Source organism: Sphingosinicella sp., assembly GCF_052388015.1.
In the GTDB taxonomy this organism is placed as follows: domain Bacteria; phylum Pseudomonadota; class Alphaproteobacteria; order Sphingomonadales; family Sphingomonadaceae; genus Allosphingosinicella.
In genome coordinates, this window is sequence record NZ_JBQTIN010000148.1 from 1 (window position 1) to 17,637 (window position 17,637).

Consider the following 17,637-nt stretch of genomic DNA (forward strand, 5'->3'; position numbering starts at 1 on the left):
GGCGATTGGGTTCTCGGCCGCTATCGGGGCGGCGATTTCTTCTTTCCGGGGGTCGTCCAGCATGTTGGCAACGGATCGGTGACGATCGGCTATGACGACGGCGATCGCGAGACGCTCTCCGAGGAGCTGACCAAGCCTTATGACTGGGCGGTCGGCAGCCGGATCGAGGCGATCTGGTCGGGCAACGGCCAATATTATGACGCGACGATCATCGCCGCGCACGACAATGGCGCGGACCTCGTCGTCCGCTTCGACGACGGCATCGAGGAGGCGACGCTGACCGCCCGCTGCCGGGAGCGGGCCGCACCTTAGGGCATGGACCCAAATCCGCGTTGGGGCGTTGCAGGGTCACGACGAGGAGAAATCGCGCGTGCCCGCTTATCCGTGCCAGATGCGCACCCAATCGAACCGGATGGTGATCCTCACCATGCCCGACGTGCCGGAGGCGGTGGTGGTCGGCTATAGCGAGGCGGATGCGCTGAGGCGCGCGCCGGCGGTGCTCGATTCGATCCTGCAGGGCTATGCGGCGGAGGGGCGTCGCCCGCCGCGCGTCACCCGCGCCTTGCGCGGCCCCTCCGTGGAGGTGCTGCGCCGCCGGCACTTCGCCTAATCGGCGGGGAAGCTGTCGAAGCCCTCGTTCGGCCAGCGGAAATTGGTGTATGTGATCGTCACGCTGAAATCGCGCGAGCGAACCTGGTGCCACCAGCCGATCGGCGAATAGAGCAGGTCGCCCGGGCCCAGATCGACGACGAAGCGCCGCGCCGCGCGCGCCAACGGGTACAGCACCAGCCGCGTCTCGTCCTCCAGGTCGCGCACCGCGCTGAACACATGGCGCCCATGATGCAGCCGGGCGGATTCGGACGGCGGCAGCATGATCACGCTTTTGCGCCCGACAATCTGCGCGATGAGATTGTTGGTGAGGTCGAAATGGAGCGGCGTGAAGGTGCCGCCCGGGCCGATCCACATCATGCCGTGCGCGCGGGTCAGATATGTGTCGATATGGCCGAGGTCGCGCTCGAGGGGCGCCAAGGCGGCGCGATTGGCGGCGCTGTTGTTGGCGGTGACATAGGCGTCGTTGCCGCTGCCGGCGGCGATGAGATCCATATAGGCGCCGAACGGCAGCACCTTCTTGTGGCTGTAGCCGTCGATCTCGAAGTCCGGATTGGCGGCGCGATCGCCCTGATTCTCGACCGGCGCGTCGCCGACTTTCCGGCGCAGATAATCCGGAGTCCAGCGCTTCAGCGCGGGCCAATGATCGATCGCCCGCTCGATCACCACCGGCCGGCCGGGCGCATAATAGGAATCGAGGAAATCCTGCGACGAAAGGCCGCGGACGCGCGGGATCGCCCTCGCCTCTTCCGAAAGCGCGCGCTGCGCCTCCATCACGTCGAGCATCCACTCGCGTCGCCGGAGCGCGAGGTCTGTTTTCGGTGCGGACGCCGGCGAGAAACCGATCCGGCTCAGCGCCACGTTCAGGCCGGGCTCGCCGACCAGCGCGGGCCGGGCTTCGAGCGGGTTTCGGGGCGGAGCGGTCATCCGCCCCTCATGCGACACTTTTGTTGCAGCTTCGAGAAACCGGCGCGCCCCGCTCCCGGACTATTCCGCGGCCTGGTGGAGATAGGTTTCGCGGGCGCCGTCGCGCAGCTGCGGGAAGACGTCGGCATAGCCGTAATTGACCACCGCGCGGAGGCGATAGGAGACTTCCGCCGGCGGGCGGCGCGGCGGCACCGGCGCGGGCGGGATCAGCCGCGGGCGGGCTTCGGGATGGCGCACCACCATGTCCTTGTACCATTCGCCGGCATAGGCGCCGTCGAAATGATGGACCCGCCGGCCGACGATCCGGCCGAGCGGCGTGCCGTCCAGATCGTAAATCGTCGTCTCGAAAACGAAGCCGACCGGCTCGCCGGCCGGGTTGTACACGTACATCGCCATTGAAATTGGAACCCCACTCGCTCGAGCCTTAGTCCTGCGCCGGTTCGCGGAGTCAGGCGAGCCGCGCTGCGGCGGGTTGTTTTCCAACGGCGGCAGGCGGATGATCGGCGGCGGCCGATACCGTGTTTGCCGCATAACCATTTGGCTTTGTTTGAGGAATGAGAGAGCCGATGCAGTCCCCCGCCCGATTCGCCGCGCTCGTCCTGGCGCTCGCCGCCGCGCCGCTCGCCGCCCAGAACGCGACCGCGCCCGCCGCGCCACCCGCCGGGCCGGTCCAGCCGCCGGGAACGGCGCCCGCGCCCGGCGTGACGCCGCCGGCGGTCCAGCCGCTGCCGCCCGACTCCCCGTCCGCACCCGTCAACAACAGCGCCGCCGCCGCGCCGCCGCCGGCGCCCGCGCCAGTGCCGGAGCCGGTGACGATCGATCCCGACGCCGCCTATCCGAACGGCTTCGCCGATCCGGCCGATCCGTTCGCCAACGAACTGGCCGACGCGCGGCGGGAGCGGAGCGGCTTCCCTTGGGGATTGCTCGGGCTGCTCGGGCTGCTCGGCCTCGTCCCGCTCTTCCGCCGCGGCAGCAAGACGCGCACCGTCTATGTCGACCGCAACGATCCGAAGCGGGTGCTGAGGGAGGAAGTGGAAGAATAGACCCTCACCCTAGCCCTCTCCCGCTTGCGGGAGAGGGAATGATAATCGCGGCGCGCCCCTTCTCCCGCCTGCGGGAGAAGGTTGGGATGAGGGACCTCTTCCTACCGCGCGTCGACCAGGACGATCTCGGCGTCGTCGATCGCCTGGATCGCCAGCTTCTCCTCGCCGGTGACGGCGATGCCGTCGCGCGGCTCGGCGCGGACGCCGTTGACCAGGATCACCCCATCGGTCGCGACCAGATAGGCGTGCCGCGCGGGGTCGAGCGTCAGCGCGGCCGTCTCGCCCGCCTTCAGCGTTGCGCCCAGCACCCGGGCCGTCGAGTTGATCTTCAGCGCGTCTCCGTCCTCGGCATAGCCGCTCGCCAGCGTCACGAACCTGCCCGAGCGTTCGTCCTTCGGAAACTTGGCGGCGCCCCAGCTCGGCCGTGCGCCCGGCGTGTCGGTCAGCACCCAGATCTGGAACAAGGTCGTCGCCTCGTCCTCCAGGTTATACTCCGCATGCTGGACCCCGGTGCCGGCGCTCATCACCTGCACGTCGCCCGCCGCGGTGCGGCCCTTGTTGCCCATCGAATCCTGATGGCTGATCGCGCCGCTGCGGACATAGGTGATGATCTCCATGTCCCTATGGGGATGCGGCGGGAAGCCGGTCCTGGCGGCGATCTCGTCGTCGTTCCACACCCGGATCGCGCCCCAGCCCATCCGCGCCGGATCGTGATAGTCGGCGAAGGAGAAATGGTGCCGTGCGTTGAGCCAGCCATGATCGGCATGGCCCAACGAAGAGAATTTACGGATATCGATCATGATCGCGGTCCTTGCATCAGCACATAGTCACCCCTCCCCTTGATGGGGAGGGGTTTGGGGATGGGGTGAACTTTCGAGACCTTGGGAGCGAATGGAGGCGTTCACCCCCACCCCTACCCTCCCCCATCAAGGGGGAGGGATACAGCCCCGCTATGCCGCCAGCAGCAATGCGCGGGCGGCGATCTCGTTCAATTCCCGCGCCGCCGCCTCGATCGAAGCCTCGGCAGCCTCCGGCCCGAAGGCCAGCTTCTCGGCCGTGATATAGGCCACGTCGTCCAGCCCGACGAATCCGAGCAAAGCGCGCAGATGCGGCTCCTGGCCGTCCATATGCGGCGTCCCGCCCTCGCCGTAGAAGCCGGCGCGGCTCTCGATCACGACCGTCCTTTTGCCCTTGAGCAGCCCTTCCGGCCCGTCCGCGGTGTAACGGAAGGTGAGGCCGGCCCGCGCGACATGGTCGAACCAGCTCTTCAGCGTCGAGCTCATGCCGAAATTGTACATCGGACTGGCGATCACGATCACGTCCGCCGCCTGCAATTCGCCGACGAGGCGGTCGGACAGCGCCCGCGCCTCCAGCTCGGCCGCGGTCGCCGGCTCGCCTTTGATCGCGGCGACCGTCTCGGCGGTGAGGTGCGGCAGCGGGTTCGCGCCGACATCGCGGCGGACGATCCGCGCGCCCGGATCGAGGCTGTCGACGAACCGCTCGGCGAGCCGGTTGGAGACCGAGGCGTCGCCATTGGCGCTGCTGCTGACGATCAGGACGTTCATGACACTTGCTCCCTTGGAATGATCTTGCAGGGAGGGAGGTAAGCACCTAGCTCTGTTGTCGGAAGAAGCCATCCACACATCTTGGTGTTGCGGAATATGGAACGCTCGTCCACCGATCTCGTCGACGTCCTCGCCTTCGTCAGGGTGGCGGAGACCGGCTCCTTCGCCCGCGCCGCCGAGCGGATGGGGCTCTCGAAGCCGGTCCTCTCCCGCCGCGTCGCCCGGCTGGAGCAGCAGCTCGGCGCCCGCCTCCTCACCCGCACCGCGCGCGGCGCCCAGCCGACCGACATCGGCTCGGCTTATCATGCCCGCGCCGCCAACATCCTCGCCGAGCTGGAGGCGGCGGAGGAGGTGGTCGCGGAGGCGGTGACCCAGGTCGCCGGCCCGATCCGCCTGACCGCGCCCCTCTCCTTCGGCATCCGTCACCTGGCCGAGGCGCTCAGCGAGTTCGCCGCCACCCATCCGAAGGTGGAGCTGGACATCGTGCTCGAGGACCGCACCGTCGATCTGGCCGAGGGCGGCTACGATCTCGCGGTCCGCATCGGGCAGCTCCGGGATTCGGCGCTGATCGCGCGCCGGATCGCGCCGATGCGCCGCGCGGTGGTGGCGAGCGCCGATTATCTCGCCCGGCGCGGGCGGCCCGAGACGCCCGCCGATCTCGCCGGTCATGACGTCTTGCTCTACGCCTACGATCAGTGGCGTTTCCGCATGGGAGGCGATTGGGAGACGGTGCGCGTCTCGCCGGTCATGCGCAGCAACAATGGCGACATGCTGCTCGCCGCCGCGGCCGCCGGGCTGGGCGTCACGATGCTCCCCACCTTCATCTCCGGCCCGGCGCTGGAGGCCGGCACGGTCGAGCCTTTATTGCTCGATTACCCGCTGGAGGAAGGCGCGCTCCACGCGGTAATGCCCCCCGGCCGCGCGACCACTGCCCGAGTCCGCGCTCTGGTAGATTTCCTCGTAACGCGGTTCGGCCCCGAGCCGAGCTGGGACCCGTGCTGGGAGGCGCAGCGGCGGTGAACCACGGCGCTAAGCCGTCACCCGCCGGAACAGCGCAAGAGTTCAGCGCGGGGCACACAAAGCGCTCGCGTGTCCGTTCCTCATTCACTACGAGAAAGATGGTGGAGCGAGGGGGAGTTGAACCCCATCCGAGACGCTGCAAATCGTTCGTGGCCACCTGACCTCTCGCCCCAAAGCCCCGGCCTAACCGCCGGGGCTTCTGCTGTTTGGGGCACGCGAATTAGGCGGCCTATTTGAGCGTGAATTAAACTGACGTTGGGCTGCAGTTAGCCGCTCAATCCCGATTTTTTGGCTGAGGTCCCGGCTTTTTGTCGCCCTGAATTGAGCGGAAAATGCGGTAAGACCAGTCGCGGGGAACCCTATGCTGCGGATAGAAGAGCAACGCCTTTTCCCGCGCGAACTCGCGCGTGCAATTTGGCCAGCCATGCACGACAGCCTTTGCGAAGCGCTCGGCTTCCGCTTTCGGTAAGTCCGTGGTCCGCTGGTCAGCCGTTGGCATGGAAGGGGGCGAACTGGGTTGTTCTTCCGCTTCCTCGGCCACCGGAGGAGCGCCGGCAAAAGTGTCCGGATCAAGCCTGATTTCAAAATAGCGCTGGGTGTCGCCGCCTCCATAACCGCCTGGTGTCGAGCCTTCAGCGATCAATGTCCCCTTGGTCCAAAACAAATATTCGGCATCGGGGCTGAGGGCTCGCCAGTCAGAAGCGGGGATACGGGCAAACTGAACAATGCGCTCATTGCTTGATCTTGTTAGCTGGGCGTTGCGTGCAACGCCGACCACTATGCCCGCCTTGAGTTTTTCGAGCAGCGTTTTGCGCTCCATCTCGCCCTGCCATTCATGGGGCTTACGCTCCAGCGCGCCTTCGGGCCTAACCCAGCGGCTTTGAAACTCTTCGTCTGTTGGCGGCTGCCACCTGCTCGTCTGTCCTGACAATCCCCCACCTTTGCGCAGCCTCAAGATTTCCATCTCTTGCGCTAGCGCGGCCTCGTAGAGCGCCTTTGAAGCGCCTTCCAAGGGCGGTCCGTCCCCGTTCCCACTCACTATCCTCGCTCCGCTCGAGGCTCCGGCATGTAAGCGGGAAAACGCGCCGGAGAGCCGCGCTTATCGGATGGCCGTCCTATCCACCGCGTGGGCGAGTTTGTTCTAGATAGGCGGCATGGACAAGCTCGAACCCACCCAGCTCGAAACGTCCAAGATGAGCGATTGAAGCAGGTGACGGAGTAAAAGCCGCGCCGGAGGAACGGAGTGACGAAACTCAATCACGGAAGAAGGGGGCCGCCCCGTCCGGGCTCAGGCTTGGGGCATCCCTTTGGTGCCGAGCGGCCCTCCAAACCGCCGAAGACGGACGCCGACCGCGAGCGCGAGGAGCGGGAAGAGGTCGAGCGCGCGGCGGCGATTGCGAATGAGCGGGCCAGACAACAACGGCGAGATGCGCGCAAGGCGCTAAAGCACGGCAAACCGGTGGTTTTCCGCCGATTTGTGGAAGCCTTGGCCCAATTTCCGAAGCCGCCGAACACAAAGTCATGAACTGAGACTTGGACCTGCAATAGATACAATCGCCAAGCATTTTCCTACATTGCCGGCGATCGGGTACACGGGCCCGATTCATGCCTCTCATGTCGCCCTTCGCTATCATTCCCAGCCGCATGCCCGGCCTCGCTCTAGGTGCAAAGGCGAAGGACCCCCCGCGATTCCCTCTGCAAGTCGTGAACTTTGAGGCGCCCCCGGCGCGGTGGACGGGCGCGGTGGAGGCGTTAAAGAGCGGCCGGGCTCTTGAAGAACAGGGAATCGCAACGTGAACCTCCGCCTCCCGCTCGCCGCCTTCCTCCTCGCCACCACCGGCCTCGCCGTCGCCCAGCAGCCGACGCCAACGCCCGCGCCGGCCGCAGCTTCCCCCGCGGACGCCGAAACCCGCCGGCTCAACACCTTCCTCGACGCCGCCTTCGACGAGTTCGCGGCGACCAACCCGCAGCTGCTCACCAGCCTCGGCTCGCGCGATCAATATGACCGGCTGAACGATTTCACCGACGCCGGCCGCGAGCGGGTGATGGCGATGCGCGAGCGCCAGCTCGCTGATATACGCCGCCGGTTCGATCCGGCCCGTTTGAGCCCGGCCGGCCGGCTCTCCTTCCGGCTGTTCCAGCAAAATGTCGAGGACGCGCGCCGCGCCTGGCCGTTCCGCTGGCACCAGTTCCCGGCGACCAACAACGGCAGCCCGATGGGGAACATCCCCGTCTTCCTGATCAACAATCACCGCGTGGCGAGCGTCGCCGACGCGGAGGCCTATGTCGCGCGGCTGCGCGAGGTCGAGCGGGCGTTCGGCGAGATCGCCGCCGGCATCCGTCACCAGGCGAGCCTCGGCATCGTCCCGCCCGCCTTCAACTTCGCGCCGGTGCGCGAGGACGCGCAGCGCGTGCTGACCGGCGCGCCCTTCACTGACGGCCCGCCGACCGCCTTGTTCGCCGATTTCACCGCCAAGGTGAACCGGCTGGAAGTCCCGCAGGCGGAGAAGGACCGGCTGATCGCCGCCGCGCGCGAGGCGCTGACCGGGCCGTTCCGACGCGGCTACGAGGCGATGCTCGCCGCGCTGGCCGAGGTCGAGCCGCGCGCCGGCGCCCGCAACAACGGCGCGTGGAGCCTGCCCGCCGGCGCGGCCTATTATGCGCAGCAGCTGCGCCAGTCGACGACAACCGACCTGTCGGCCGAGCGAATCCACAATCTCGGCCTCGAGCAGGTCCGCCGCATCCATGGCGAGATGGGCCGCATCCAGCAGCGGGTGGGCTTCCGCGGCACGCTCACTCAGTTCTTCGCCCACATCAATGCGGGCAGCGAGTTCAAATATCCGAACACGCAGGAGGGCCGGGAGCAATATCTGGCCGACGCGCGGCGCTATATCGCGCAGGTGATGGCGGCGGCACCGCGCTGGTTCCGCCGCCTGCCGCGTGCGCCGCTGGAGGTACGCGCGGTCGAGGCGTTCCGGCAGGAGACGGCGGCGGTCGCCTTCTACAACCGGCCCTCGCCGGACGGCTCGCGGCCCGGCATCTTCTATGTCAACCTCGCCGACATGAACCAGGTGCTGCGCCCGCAGGTCGAGGCGATCGCCTATCATGAGGGCGCGCCCGGCCACCATTTCCAGAGCGCGCTGGCGCAGGAATTGCCGGACGTGCCCAGGTTCCGCCGCTTCGGCGGCAACAGCGCCTATGGCGAGGGCTGGGGCCTCTATGCCGAGGGCCTGGGCCAGGAGATGGGCTTCTACCAGGATCCGATGAGCGAGTTCGGGATGCTCTCGACCCAGCTCTGGCGGGCGATCCGGCTGGTCGTCGACACCGGCATCCACCACCATCGCTGGACCCGCGAGCGCGCGATCGAATATTTCATGCAGAACGGCCTGCTGTCGCTCAGGGACGCGACCAAGGAGGTCGAGCGCTATTTCAACAATCCCGGCCAGGCGACGAGCTACATGATCGGCCGGCTGAAGATCCTGGAGCTGCGCGACCGGGCGCGCGCCGCCTTGGGGAACCGCTTCGACATTCGCGATTTCCATGCCGTGGTGCTGGAGAACGGCAATGTGCCGCTCGACGTGCTGGAGGAGCTGGTCGACACCTGGATCGCCAGCCGGAGGTCCGGATCATGAGTGAAGAAACCAAGACCTCGCCGCCGGACCGGCTGTCGAACAACCCGGCCAGCCCGCATTTCGACTATGAGGCGATGAACCGCGGCGTCGGCGTCCGCTTCAAGGGCCGCGAGCGCCACGACATCGAGGAATATTGCGCCTCGGAAGGCTGGGTCCGCGTCGCCGCCGGCAAGGCGGTGGACCGCAACGGCTATCCGGTGACGGTCAAGCTCTCCGGCCCGGTCGAGATCTGGTGGCGCGACGAAAGCGAGGGCGGCTCCGACATCGCCCCGCACCAGCATGAGGCCGCGCATCCCGGCCACAGTCCGGCCGAGCGCAAGGCCGGGCCGGCCGGCCACGCCTCCGCCGTCCCGCCGCCCCAGATCCGCAAAAAGCAGGACCGGTCCTCCTAGGGGCGCACCCAAACGCGCCAGGTGCCGCTAACCCGCGCTTAACCATGAGCGCCTAGCTTTGGTGCGATGGCTTCGACCTATCCGGCCAAGGCGGGCGCGTTCCGCCTGCACGGCGCGCTCGCCGATCCCAAAGGCGCGATCGGCGGGCCTGTCTTTGATGCGCTCCTGCTCTGGGGCTGCCCGCTCGCTTCGGCGCTCTTCGTCTGGCTCTGGATCGGCGGCGCCGCGCTGCTGCCGCCAGCCGCCGGGGCAGCAGCGGTTACGACGCTGGCGGTGGGCGTCTCGGTGCTCACCTTCGCCCACCTTATCGCGGTCGCGCCGCGCGCCTATCTCAACCGCGAGGTGTTCATGGGCAATCGGGCGCGGCTCACCGTCGTGCCGGTCCTGCTTGTCGCCGCGCTCACGATCTCGCCCACCTTGCTTGTCATCGGCGGCGTCCTCGCGGTCTTCTGGGACGTCCATCACAGCGCGATGCAGAGCTTCGGCCTGGCGCGCATCTACGACATGAAGGCGGGGAACGGCGCGCTCGTCCTGCGGCGCACCGATCTCCGTCTCAACTGGGCGCTCTATGTCGGCCCGATCGCGGCCGGCGCGTCGCTGATGGACCATCTCGTCAGCCTCGATGGCCTTGGCGCGATCGGCTGGACGACGATCGCCTCCTTGCCGAGTATTGCGGAAAGCCGTCTCACCGGCATCGCCGAGGTTGCGATCACGGCCTGGCTTGGTGTCGTCGGCTGGGCCGTATGGGATTACCGCGGCGCCGTCCGCCAAGGCTACCGCCTGCCCGTCCAGAAGGCGGCTTTGCTCGCCTCGACCGGCTTCGTCTCGATCGCCGCCTGGGGTTTCGCCACCCCGATCGTTGCCTTCGCGATCATCAACCTGTTCCACGCCATCCAGTATTTCGCTTTGGTCTGGCTCAAGGAGGGCGCGCGGATCAAGGCGGCGTCGGGCCGCATCGGCGCGCTGCGCTGGGGGGCGCTCGCCCTGTTTCTCACCCTCTGCGCCGCCTTCGGCTTCGCCTACCAATATGGCCGCGACTGGAGCTGGTTCGCAGGCGCCTTCATCGCCTGCTCGCTGCTCCATTTCTGGTACGACAGCTTCGTCTGGTCGGTGAGGAAGAAGCAGGTCTAGCCGCGGGCTATTGAGAGCATGGCCCGGCGCGCGTAGAGGCGGCGCGGCGAAAGAGGCGATTGCGATGACGGTGAAGACGGACCGGCTGGTCACCCTGTTCGGCGGCGGCGGCTTTGTCGGCCGCTACGCCGTGCGCGCCCTGATGGCGGCCGGAGCGCGGGTGCGGATCGCCGATCGCCATCCCGAGCGCGCCTATTTCCTGCGCACCCAAGGCGGGCTTGGTCAGTTCGAGGCGGTGCGCACCGACATCGCCGATCCGGCGAGCGTCGAAGCCGCGGCCGCCGGCGCCGAGGCGGTGGTGAACCTGGTCGGCATCCTCAAGGGCGATTTCCGCAAATATCATGTCGAGGGCGCGGCCAATGTCGCCGGCGCCGCTGCGACCGTGGGCGCCAGGGCACTCGTGCATCTTTCGGCGATCGGTGCCGATCCCGGGTCCGCCAGCGCCTATGGCCGGTCCAAGGGCGATGGCGAAGCGGCGGTGCGCGCGGCGTTTCCGGGCGCGACGATCCTCCGCCCCTCGATCGTCTTCGGGCCCGAGGATGATTTCGTGAACAAGTTCGCGCGAATGGCGCGCTGGCTGCCGCTGCTGCCGGTAATCCGCGGCGACTGGCGGCTGCAGCCCGTCTTCGCCGCCGATCTCGGCCGGGCGATCGCCGCGGCGGCGCTCGATCCCTCCGCTTATGGCGGCCAGACCTATGCGATCGCGGGCCCGAAGGTGACGACGATGCGCGATCTCAACCGCTGGGTCGCGCGCGCCGCCGGCCATCCGCGCGGCCAGTTCGACATTCCCGATCCGATCGCCCGCGCGATGGCGCGGATCGGCGGATTCCTGTTCGGCGCGCCGATGACCTGGGATCAGTGGCTGATGCTGCAATCGGACAATGTCGCCGATCCGGCCTTGCCTAGCCTCGCCGCCTTCGGCCTCCGGCCGACGCCGCTCGAGGCGGTCGCGGAGGAATGGCTCGTCGCCTACAAGCGCCACGGCCGCTTCGCCAAGGCCCCGAGCGCCTGAAGTCTATTCCGGCAGGAAGCGCCGTACCACGTCGCGCGCCAGCCGCGCGGGCTTGAGCGTCGCCGCATCGAGGCAGCACCAGGAGGATTTCACCTCGGCGAGCACGTCCTCGCCGCGCTTGATCAGCGTCGAGAAAACGGCGCGTGCGCCCTGCACGCCCTCCGCCACGACCGAGGCGACGATGACATCGTCGAGGAAGGCGGGACGGCGATAGGTGATCTCGTGCTTGATCGCGACCCACAGGTGCCGGGCGACAGCCTCGGACGGCGCGACCGCCCGCCAATAGGCCAGCACCGCCTCCTGCACCCAGGCGAGATAGACTGCGTTGTTGACATGGCCCATGAAATCCACGTCGCCGGGCGCGACGGCGAGGGCGTGATTATGGGCGGGGGCGGCGAGCGCGTTCGTCACACAGGGACGATACACTGACAATCGTGTCAATAATAGGACGACCAGGCAGGCTGGACCGATTCCGGCTTCGCCCCTAAGCCCTGCCGCCCATGGAAACCCTGATCGCGATCATCATCCTCGGCATCGTCGAGGGCGTCACCGAGTTCATCCCGGTCTCCTCGACCGGGCACCTGATCCTCGCCTCGGAGCTGCTCGGCTATGACGCGGCGCGCTGGGCGGTGTTCAACGTCGTCATCCAGCTCGGCGCGATCCTGGCGGTGATCGTGCTCTATTGGCGGACCTTCTGGGCGGTGCTGGTCGGCCTGCTCCACAACAAGCCGGAATCGTGGCGCTTCGTGCGCAACATTCTGCTGGGCTTCCTGCCTTCGGCCGTGCTCGGCTTCCTCCTGATCGACCGGATCGAGGCGATGCTCGGCAGCGCGACGATCGTCGGCTGGGCGCTGCTGCTGGGCGGCGTCGCCATCCTGGTCATCGAGAGGACCGCGCCGCAGGGGCACGAAAAAGGGGTCGCCGATATCTCGCTCGGCAAGGCGCTCGGCGTCGGTGCGATCCAGTGCCTGTCGATGATCCCGGGTGTCAGCCGCTCCGGCGCCACCATCCTTGGCGCCTTGTCGCTCGGCATCGAGCGGCGGACGGCGGCCGAGTTCAGCTTCTTCCTCGCGGTGCCGACGATGCTGGGCGCCAGCACCCTGCAGCTCGCCAAGAACCAGGATGATCTTGGGGTCGCCGGCGCGGGCGGGATCGCGCTCGGCTTCGTGGTCTCCTTCATCGTCGCCCTGGTCGTCATCAAATGGTTCATCGGCATCGTCAGCAAGCATGGCTTCGCGCCGTTCGGCTGGTACCGGATCGCGGCCGGGGCGGCGGCTTTGGTCTGGCTCGCGCTGCGCTGAGGATTCTGTTAAGTTTACGCTCATTTCCGCGGGCTTAGGGGAAGTGACCGGCCTGCGTTTCGAGGAGTGAGTCGCCGTGCCCCGTCTTTCGATCCTGGTCCTTGCCGCCGCTGCTTTCCTGCCCGCGCCGGCCTTCGCCCAAAGCGTGCCCTCCGGCGCGGAGATCGAGGCGATGGCGCCGGCGCTCGACCGCGTCACGGGCGCTTTGCTCGACGTGGATGTCGGTGGAATTATCGACGCGGCCGATCCTTATGCGCGCAGGCCGGGCTACGGCCGTCCCGGCCGCACCGTCGGCGCGATGGCGCGGCGCCGCGATCCTTATTTCGACGCTCACCTCCGCGCCTCGATCTATGGCGGCACGGCCCGGGCGGGACGGATGATGGACGCCTTCGCCGCCGCGATGCCGGCGCTTCGCCGCTCGCTCGACGAGGCGCGCGCCGCGATCGGCACCGCGATCGACGATTATCATCGCGGCCTGCCGCCGCCCGCGGTCGACGACGGCTGGGACCGCGACATTGACGACGAGCCGCGGGACGAGCGCGACCCTTACTGAGCGGGCCGGCCATTTCGCCGGTGGACTGACGCCGCACGCCCGTTAAAGACCGGCCGCAGCGATGTGGCATCTCTACCAGTTCCCCCTCTGTCCCTTCTCCCGCAAGGTCCGGCTCGCGCTCGCCGAGAAGGGCGTCGCGGTCGAGCTGAAGCGCGTCTCCCCCTGGCTCCAGGATGACGAGTTCGCGGACCTGAATCCGGCCGGCCAGACGCCGGTGCTGGTCGAGGAATCGAAGGGCATCGTCCTCGTCGATTCGATCGCGATCGCGGAATATTTCGAGGAGGTGCTGGACAAGGCGCCGATGATCCCCGGCAATGCGATCGCTCGCGCCGAGGTCCGACGCCTCGTCCAGTGGTTCGACGGCAAACTTCACACCGATGTTGTCGCCCCCCTGATGCAGGAGCGAATGATCAAGCGTCTGGTCAACCGCGATGCGCCGGACACGAACGTGCTCCGCAAGGCTATGACCGCCGCCAACGGCCATCTTGATTATATCGACTATTTACTCGATCACCGCCGCTGGCTGGCCGGGCCGGCGCTCACCCTCGCCGATCTTGCCGCCGCCGCCCAGCTCTCGGTCGCCGATTATCTCGGCGGCCTCGACTGGCGCGGCCACAAGCAGACCGCCGGCTGGTATGCGGGGATGAAGAGCCGACCCAGCTTCCGCGCGCTCCTGAGCGAGCGGATGGAGGTCATCCAGCCGCCGGCCCACTATGATAAGGTGGATTTCTAAAGCTCAACCAACCGCTTAAGGGATCTAAAGCGCCCCGTCGTAAAAAACTGCAAATCGAACGGTTCCGCGACGTGAGTTCAAATCGCCGCGTCGAAGCTCAAAAGGCGCAGCGCCTGAGTTCCACTCTCGGCACAACTCCGCAGGCTGGAATGGGACAAAGGGATAAACGCCAAGGTCTGCGCGGATTATTTCACACGCCGAAACACGACCGTCGCTCCCAACTTCGATCCGAGCTTCACTGTCGAACGCGCGACGCCCGTGATATCGGGCAGAGTGTCCATGTCTTCGTCGCGAACAACGCGGATAGCGATTGTTATTGTCGTCGCGGGCGGACCGTCACTACCGCCTGATCGCCAGCCTGCTGGCATGCCATTGCAAAAACGATCTCCTAGCCGTTCAAAGTGAGAACCCACGCTCGACACAACGCACTGGAACGTCCGATCTCGCCAATAGCGGGTCGTCACCAGCATGTGTCCGGTTTCAAAGGGAAGCGCGCCAATGATAGAACCTTCTGAGGAAGTCGTGGCACTCGATTGGATCGCCAGCAGCTGCAGGATTCCCGTCAGGATACCCGTCGCGCTCATTGCCCATAACTCCCCTTGATCCACCTCACGTGATTGACCACATCGCTAACATGCTGATTCATACTGAGCCAACGCCCAATCCCTCGACGCTGAAATTCCTTCCCGGCCGTGCCGTGATGGATGTCGGCACTCGGGATTTCGCGACGCCGGAGGAAGCGGAGGCTTCGCCGCTCGCCGAGGCGATCTTCTCGACCGGCGAAGTGGAGGGCGTGTTCTTCGGCCGCGACTTCATCTCGGTGACCGCCGCGCCCGGCGTCGAATGGCGGGCGCTGAAGCCGCAGGTGCTGGAGGTCTTGCTCGATCATTTCGCCAGCAATGCGCCCCTCTTCCGGCCGGGCAGCGCCGCCCAGATCAGCGTTCCGCCCGCGGAGGATATCGGCGACGACCCCGCCGATGCCGACATCGTTGCCCAGATCCGTGAGTTGATCGAGACGCGGGTGCGGCCCGCGGTGGCGAATGACGGCGGCGACATCGTCTATCGCGGCTTCCGCGACGGTACGGTCTATCTGGCGCTGCAGGGCGCTTGCTCCGGCTGCCCCTCCTCGACGATGACGCTCAAGAACGGCATCGAAAGCCTGCTCAAACATTATGTGCCGGAGGTCGAGGCGGTCGAAGCCGTCTAAGACCACTGGACTCCCGTCCCGGCGGGAGTGACGAAGACGCATGAACGGCTCCCTCCTCGTCATCGAAACCGCGACAGCGGCCTGCTCCGTCGCATTGCTGCGCGATGAGGCGGTCGTGGCCGAGCGGCACGAGATCGTCGGGCGCGGCCATGCCGAGCGGCTGGTGCCGATGATCGGCGAGTTGCTTGGTGATGTCCGGCCCGCCGCGATCCTGGTCGATTGCGGCCCGGGCAGTTTCACCGGCCTGCGCGTCGGGCTCGCCGCGGCGCAGGGCCTGGCGATCGGCTGGGGCGTTCCGGTCAGCGGCTTTTCCTCGCTTGCCTTGCTCGCCGCGATGAGCGGAGAGCGCGTGGCGGCCGCAGCCCTTCATGGGGGACATGGCGAGCTTTTCGTGCAAGACTTCGCCGGTGACCCGCTCGCCCCCCTTGGCTCCCTGCGCTCGCTGCCGCCGGAAGAGGCGGCCACCGCCGTGGCGGCCGAGCTGGTGATCGGCCCGGCCGCCGGGCTGCTGGTTGCCGTGCGAGGCTTCGGCCGCGCCGTCGACACGCTGCCCCGCGCCGCCGACGCCAGGCTGCTGCCCGAAGCGCTCCGCACCCTTCCTGCCCGGCCGATCTACGGCCGCGCGCCGGACGCGAGGCCGATGCCGTGAGCACGCTGGCCGTCCGTATCGCCAAGGGCGGCCTGGCCGATCTGCCGGCCGTGATGGCGGTGATGGACGACAGCTTCGATCCGCGCTTCGGCGAGGCCTGGACGGCGTCGCAATGCGCCGGCCTGCTGCCGCTGCCCGGCGTCTGGCTGGCGCTCGCTCGCAATGGCGACGAGATCGTCGGCTTTTCGCTGAGCCGGATCATCATTGACGAGGCCGAATTGCTGCTCCTCGCCGTGCGCCACGCGCAACAGGGGCGGGGGATCGGCGGGGCGCTGCTCGCCGATTTCGCCAGCGCCGCGATCGCGCGCGGAGCCGGCCGGCTTCATCTGGAGGTGCGCGACGGCAACCTCGCCGCGCGGCTCTACGAACAGGCCGGCTATTCGCTCGCCGGCCGCCGCCGCGATTATTATCTGGGCGTCGACGGCGGCCGCTACGACGCGCTAACCCTGATGAAAAAGGTCGGACCTGGCGAGTAACAAGCCGCAGCAAAGCGTCATCCGCTTGCTATCCTCGCCGGAATGGACCTAATGCTGGACTTGCCGGTCGGGCCAAAGGCCGGTGTCTGAAGAAAGTTGAACCCACAATGGAAAATCAGGACGCCTTCGGGGAGACATTGATCACCCTGACCGCTGACATCGTGTCTGCGCATGTCAGCAACAACAGCGTGGCGGTCTCCGACCTGCCGACGCTGATCAACAATGTGCACGGCGCCTTGAGCGGCCTCGGCGAGCGGCCGGAGCAAGCGCCGGCCAAGCCGGAGCCCAAGGTTTCGGTCCGCTCCTCGATCAAGCCGGACTATATCGTCTGCCTTGAGGACGGAAAGAAGCTCAAGATGCTCAAGCGCTACCTCAAGACCAACTTCGACATGACGCCGGACGAATATCGCCAGCGCTGGGGTCTGTCGGCCGACTATCCGATGGTCGCGCCCAATTATGCCGAGCAGCGCCGGGTGCTGGCCAAGAAGATCGGCCTCGGCACCAAGCGCAAGCGCGGCGCGCGCAAGGCCTGACGTTCGCGCCAGAGAAGGACGCCGCTTCGCTTTGGCGGGGCGGCGTTTTTCTTGGGCGGGCCGCTTTGCCCGGCGCGCGTTTCGCACTAGATATGTGACGACATGACCCGCAGCATCGATATCGAGGCGCTGTGCGCCGAAAAGGGCCTCCGTATCACCGAGCAGCGCAAGGTGATTGCGCAAGTGCTCGGCGACTCCGAGGATCATCCGGACGTCGAGAAGCTGCACGAGCGCGCCGCCGCGGTCGATCCCGGCATCTCGATCGCCACCGTCTACCGCACCGTTCGCCTGTTCGAGGAAGCGGGAATCCTGGAGCGGCACGATTTCGGCGACGGCCGCGCCCGCTATGAGGCGGCGGCGGAGGCGCATCACGATCATCTGATCGACGTCGAAACCGGCAATGTCATCGAGTTCGTCGACGAGGAGTTGGAGCAGCTCCAGCGCCGGATCGCCGAGAAACTGGGCTTCCGTCTCGTCGATCACCGGATGGAGCTGTACGGGGTCGCGCTGTCGCGTGAACGCTAGGGCCTGCCCTGCCCATCCACGATGGCTGGGATCGTCCGGAGAAGGCCACCGGCGGCGTCGGTCGGCTTGTCCGGGCCACCAGCCCGGCTCGCGCCGCGCCTCCTTGCCGGTGGCCTTCTCCGGACGACCGCGAAGCGGCGGGCGGCTTTTGGCCCATGGCGGCGTGGCGCGGGGGGGCCGATGGGTGGGGGCTGGCGCGGGCCGCGGGGCGTGGCCCGCTCCCAAAAACCCCCCCGCCGCTTCGCGGTCGTCCGGAGAAGGCCGCCGGCTACGTCGATCGGCTTGTCCGGGCCACCAGCCCGGACTGCACCGTCCTCCTTGCCGGCGGC

22 protein-coding genes and 1 pseudogene are annotated in these 17,637 nt (G+C 67.4%); 16 read left to right on the plus strand and 7 right to left on the minus strand.

Going from position 1 to position 17,637, the window contains the following annotated elements:
* On the plus strand, nucleotides 1–312 hold a 312-nt coding region (locus ACT4N3_RS12195; protein WP_444855496.1), incomplete at its 5' end, for a hypothetical protein.
* Nucleotides 313–391: 79 nt separating this feature from the next.
* Nucleotides 392–610: a hypothetical protein gene (locus tag ACT4N3_RS12200; protein WP_444855497.1), complete on the plus strand. Its 219-nt coding sequence runs from the start codon at nucleotides 392–394 to the stop codon at nucleotides 608–610.
* On the opposite strand, the gene ACT4N3_RS12205 is transcribed toward ACT4N3_RS12200, so the two are convergent.
* Nucleotides 607–1,536, minus strand: coding sequence for a cupin-like domain-containing protein (locus tag ACT4N3_RS12205; protein ID WP_444855498.1), 930 nt, complete (start codon nucleotides 1,534–1,536; stop codon nucleotides 607–609). The two genes, ACT4N3_RS12200 and ACT4N3_RS12205, sit on opposite strands and share 4 nt — an antisense overlap.
* A 60-nt stretch (nucleotides 1,537–1,596) precedes the next feature.
* Nucleotides 1,597–1,926, minus strand: a complete 330-nt coding sequence (locus ACT4N3_RS12210; protein ID WP_444855499.1) for a 4-fold beta flower protein — start codon at nucleotides 1,924–1,926, stop codon at nucleotides 1,597–1,599.
* A 176-nt stretch (nucleotides 1,927–2,102) separates the two neighbouring features.
* Here ACT4N3_RS12210 and ACT4N3_RS12215 point away from each other — a divergent pair, with 176 nt between their 5' ends.
* Complete coding sequence (locus ACT4N3_RS12215) at nucleotides 2,103–2,579, plus strand: hypothetical protein (RefSeq protein ID WP_444855500.1); 477 nt, start codon at nucleotides 2,103–2,105, stop codon at nucleotides 2,577–2,579.
* A gap of 101 nt (nucleotides 2,580–2,680) precedes the next feature.
* Here the strand turns inward: ACT4N3_RS12215 and ACT4N3_RS12220 are convergent, their stop codons facing one another.
* Entirely contained in the window at nucleotides 2,681–3,379 is a 699-nt protein-coding gene (locus ACT4N3_RS12220; protein WP_444855501.1) for a pirin family protein, read from the minus strand.
* 150 nt (nucleotides 3,380–3,529) lie between these two features.
* Nucleotides 3,530–4,144, minus strand: coding sequence for an FMN-dependent NADH-azoreductase (locus ACT4N3_RS12225; RefSeq protein WP_444855502.1), 615 nt, complete (start codon nucleotides 4,142–4,144; stop codon nucleotides 3,530–3,532).
* Nucleotides 4,145–4,240: 96 nt separating this feature from the next.
* Here ACT4N3_RS12225 and ACT4N3_RS12230 point away from each other — a divergent pair, with 96 nt between their 5' ends.
* Nucleotides 4,241–5,164, plus strand: coding sequence for a LysR family transcriptional regulator (locus tag ACT4N3_RS12230; RefSeq protein WP_444855503.1), 924 nt, complete (start codon nucleotides 4,241–4,243; stop codon nucleotides 5,162–5,164).
* A gap of 274 nt (nucleotides 5,165–5,438) precedes the next feature.
* Here ACT4N3_RS12230 and ACT4N3_RS12235 read toward each other — a convergent pair whose 3' ends face one another.
* Complete coding sequence (locus tag ACT4N3_RS12235; protein ID WP_444855504.1) at nucleotides 5,439–6,128, minus strand: hypothetical protein; 690 nt, start codon at nucleotides 6,126–6,128, stop codon at nucleotides 5,439–5,441.
* Nucleotides 6,129–6,957: 829 nt separating this feature from the next.
* On the opposite strand from ACT4N3_RS12235, the gene ACT4N3_RS12240 reads away from it, so the two are divergent.
* The 4 genes and pseudogenes from ACT4N3_RS12240 (at nucleotide 6,958) to ACT4N3_RS12255 (ending at nucleotide 11,331) form a co-directional block, all read left to right on the plus strand.
* A complete protein-coding gene (locus tag ACT4N3_RS12240) occupies nucleotides 6,958–8,796 on the plus strand; it encodes a DUF885 domain-containing protein (RefSeq protein ID WP_444855505.1) in 1,839 nt (612 codons plus the stop codon).
* Nucleotides 8,793–9,050: pseudogene (locus ACT4N3_RS12245) on the plus strand (DUF3297 family protein); the annotation flags it as partial. The gene ACT4N3_RS12240 and the pseudogene ACT4N3_RS12245, both read left to right, overlap by 4 nt.
* A 204-nt stretch (nucleotides 9,051–9,254) precedes the next feature.
* A complete protein-coding gene (locus tag ACT4N3_RS12250) occupies nucleotides 9,255–10,319 on the plus strand; it encodes a hypothetical protein (protein ID WP_444855506.1) in 1,065 nt (354 codons plus the stop codon).
* A gap of 64 nt (nucleotides 10,320–10,383) precedes the next feature.
* Nucleotides 10,384–11,331, plus strand: coding sequence for a complex I NDUFA9 subunit family protein (locus ACT4N3_RS12255; RefSeq protein ID WP_444855507.1), 948 nt, complete (start codon nucleotides 10,384–10,386; stop codon nucleotides 11,329–11,331).
* Between the two features lie 3 nt (nucleotides 11,332–11,334).
* Here the strand turns inward: ACT4N3_RS12255 and ACT4N3_RS12260 are convergent, their stop codons facing one another.
* Nucleotides 11,335–11,742, minus strand: a complete 408-nt coding sequence (locus ACT4N3_RS12260) for an acyl-CoA thioesterase (protein ID WP_444855508.1) — start codon at nucleotides 11,740–11,742, stop codon at nucleotides 11,335–11,337.
* Between the two features lie 89 nt (nucleotides 11,743–11,831).
* Between ACT4N3_RS12260 and ACT4N3_RS12265 the strand changes: the two genes are divergently transcribed.
* The 3 genes from ACT4N3_RS12265 to ACT4N3_RS12275 all read left to right on the plus strand — a co-directional run bounded on the left by ACT4N3_RS12265 (nucleotide 11,832) and on the right by ACT4N3_RS12275 (nucleotide 13,918).
* A complete protein-coding gene (locus ACT4N3_RS12265; RefSeq protein ID WP_444855509.1) occupies nucleotides 11,832–12,632 on the plus strand; it encodes an undecaprenyl-diphosphate phosphatase in 801 nt (266 codons plus the stop codon).
* A gap of 76 nt (nucleotides 12,633–12,708) precedes the next feature.
* The gene (locus ACT4N3_RS12270) at nucleotides 12,709–13,185 is read left to right on the plus strand and encodes a hypothetical protein (RefSeq protein ID WP_444855510.1); all 477 of its coding nucleotides are present in this window, start codon (nucleotides 12,709–12,711) and stop codon (nucleotides 13,183–13,185) included.
* A gap of 61 nt (nucleotides 13,186–13,246) precedes the next feature.
* On the plus strand, nucleotides 13,247–13,918 hold the full coding sequence (locus ACT4N3_RS12275) for a glutathione S-transferase family protein (RefSeq protein ID WP_444855511.1): 672 nt from the start codon (nucleotides 13,247–13,249) through the stop codon (nucleotides 13,916–13,918).
* Nucleotides 13,919–14,103: 185 nt separating this feature from the next.
* Here the strand turns inward: ACT4N3_RS12275 and ACT4N3_RS12280 are convergent, their stop codons facing one another.
* Entirely contained in the window at nucleotides 14,104–14,502 is a 399-nt protein-coding gene (locus ACT4N3_RS12280) for a hypothetical protein (protein ID WP_444855512.1), read from the minus strand.
* A 50-nt stretch (nucleotides 14,503–14,552) separates the two neighbouring features.
* Here ACT4N3_RS12280 and ACT4N3_RS12285 point away from each other — a divergent pair, with 50 nt between their 5' ends.
* From ACT4N3_RS12285 to ACT4N3_RS12305, 5 genes are all read left to right on the plus strand, one after another.
* Nucleotides 14,553–15,125, plus strand: a complete 573-nt coding sequence (locus tag ACT4N3_RS12285; protein WP_444855513.1) for a NifU family protein — start codon at nucleotides 14,553–14,555, stop codon at nucleotides 15,123–15,125.
* A gap of 40 nt (nucleotides 15,126–15,165) precedes the next feature.
* Nucleotides 15,166–15,774, plus strand: a complete 609-nt coding sequence (tsaB, locus tag ACT4N3_RS12290) for a tRNA (adenosine(37)-N6)-threonylcarbamoyltransferase complex dimerization subunit type 1 TsaB (RefSeq protein ID WP_444855514.1) — start codon at nucleotides 15,166–15,168, stop codon at nucleotides 15,772–15,774.
* Nucleotides 15,771–16,250, plus strand: a complete 480-nt coding sequence (locus ACT4N3_RS12295) for a GNAT family N-acetyltransferase (RefSeq protein WP_444855515.1) — start codon at nucleotides 15,771–15,773, stop codon at nucleotides 16,248–16,250. Before tsaB ends, ACT4N3_RS12295 begins: the two co-directional genes overlap by 4 nt.
* A gap of 107 nt (nucleotides 16,251–16,357) precedes the next feature.
* On the plus strand, nucleotides 16,358–16,783 hold the full coding sequence (locus ACT4N3_RS12300; protein WP_444855516.1) for a MucR family transcriptional regulator: 426 nt from the start codon (nucleotides 16,358–16,360) through the stop codon (nucleotides 16,781–16,783).
* Nucleotides 16,784–16,885: 102 nt separating this feature from the next.
* Nucleotides 16,886–17,308 carry a Fur family transcriptional regulator gene (locus tag ACT4N3_RS12305; protein WP_444855517.1) on the plus strand — a complete coding sequence of 141 codons (423 nt, stop codon included), beginning with the start codon at nucleotides 16,886–16,888 and terminating at the stop codon, nucleotides 17,306–17,308.
* The last annotated feature ends 329 nt before the right edge of the window (nucleotides 17,309–17,637 follow it).